The organism is Psychrobacter sp. 1Y4 (assembly GCF_051847555.1).
Map to the genome: position 1 here is coordinate 1 of NZ_JBPYDE010000110.1, position 1,162 is coordinate 1,162.

At 47.8% G+C, this 1,162-nt stretch carries 1 protein-coding gene and 1 pseudogene; both read right to left on the bottom strand.

Annotated features, from left to right (window positions below; genetic code table 11):
* On the bottom strand, positions 1-428 hold a 428-nt coding region (locus ACS8FC_RS14575; RefSeq protein ID WP_439297291.1), incomplete at its 3' end, for an AAA family ATPase.
* Positions 429-562: 134 nt separating this feature from the next.
* Positions 563-1,162: pseudogene (locus tag ACS8FC_RS14580) on the bottom strand (acetate kinase); the annotation flags it as partial.

Below are 1,162 nucleotides of genomic sequence, written 5' to 3' on the forward strand. Positions count from 1 at the left end.
CTGATATCAGCCGTGCTGACAAATATAATCTTGGCATCTAAAGCATGGGCAAGCGCACGGTTGATTTGTGAGGCGTAAGAGGTCTCAGTGGTCGGCACCAGACCTTCACAGATGATGACATCAGGGCCATCATCAATTGTGTGATAATTGGCAATCACTTCTTCCATCAAATCATCAAGATTGCCATCGCCCAGCATCCGCTCGACGTGCTGACGGCTGATCGATTTGGGCGGCTTTAGTCCAAAGGCATGCATGGTCAATGCACTTGAGCTGTCTAAGCTGTGCTGCTTGTCTAGGGTATCGTCTTGCAAAAACGGCTTCATAAAGCCCGCTTTGATACCGTTATAGTCAAAGGCGCGAATCAGGCCAAGCGCGGCTGATGTCACACCGATACCGCGGCTAATGGGAACAAGTAAAATGGTCTGCATAGTGTATCCTACGGTTTATTTTATTATTAAGTTCAATTCACCCTTGGCAGAATGAGCAATGTATTGAGTATTTACGCCATAGCTTTATAGCAAATGTTAATTATATAGATATGGAGTACCAAACACGCGCACGCTTATATTAAATTCAATGCCTGACGCGTCTCTTGAGCAATACGGTACTCTTCGTCGGTTGGGACGACCCATAGCTCGATACTGCTGTCATCTGCGTGGAAGCTGCCTTCTTTACCACGAACCAAACTGGCATTTTTGTCAGCATCTATTTTGATACCGAAATGACGCATCACTGCCAGGATTTCGGTACGTGTAATGTCGGAGTTCTCACCAATACCGCCAGTAAAGACAATACCAGTAAACTCTGGTAGCGCACAGCTAAGACTGGCCAGATATTTACCAGCACGATAGCAGAACATCTCGATAGCGAGCTGCACATCTTCGTGCCCTTCCCTAGCTGCTTGCTCGATGGTACGCAAGTCATTCGACAGTCCTGAGACACCGAGTAGACCGCTGTCATTATTGAGCATTTTGTCGGTCTCTTCTAAGCTCATATCGAGCTGACGCTTCAGATGCATGTGCAAGCTAGGATCTACATCGCCACTACGCGTACCCATCATAAGGCCCTCAAGTGGGGTCAGTCCCATGCTGGTATCGAGACTCTTGCCATCGTATACCGCCGCGATTGAACAACCATTACCCAAATGCGCGGTCAACCAACC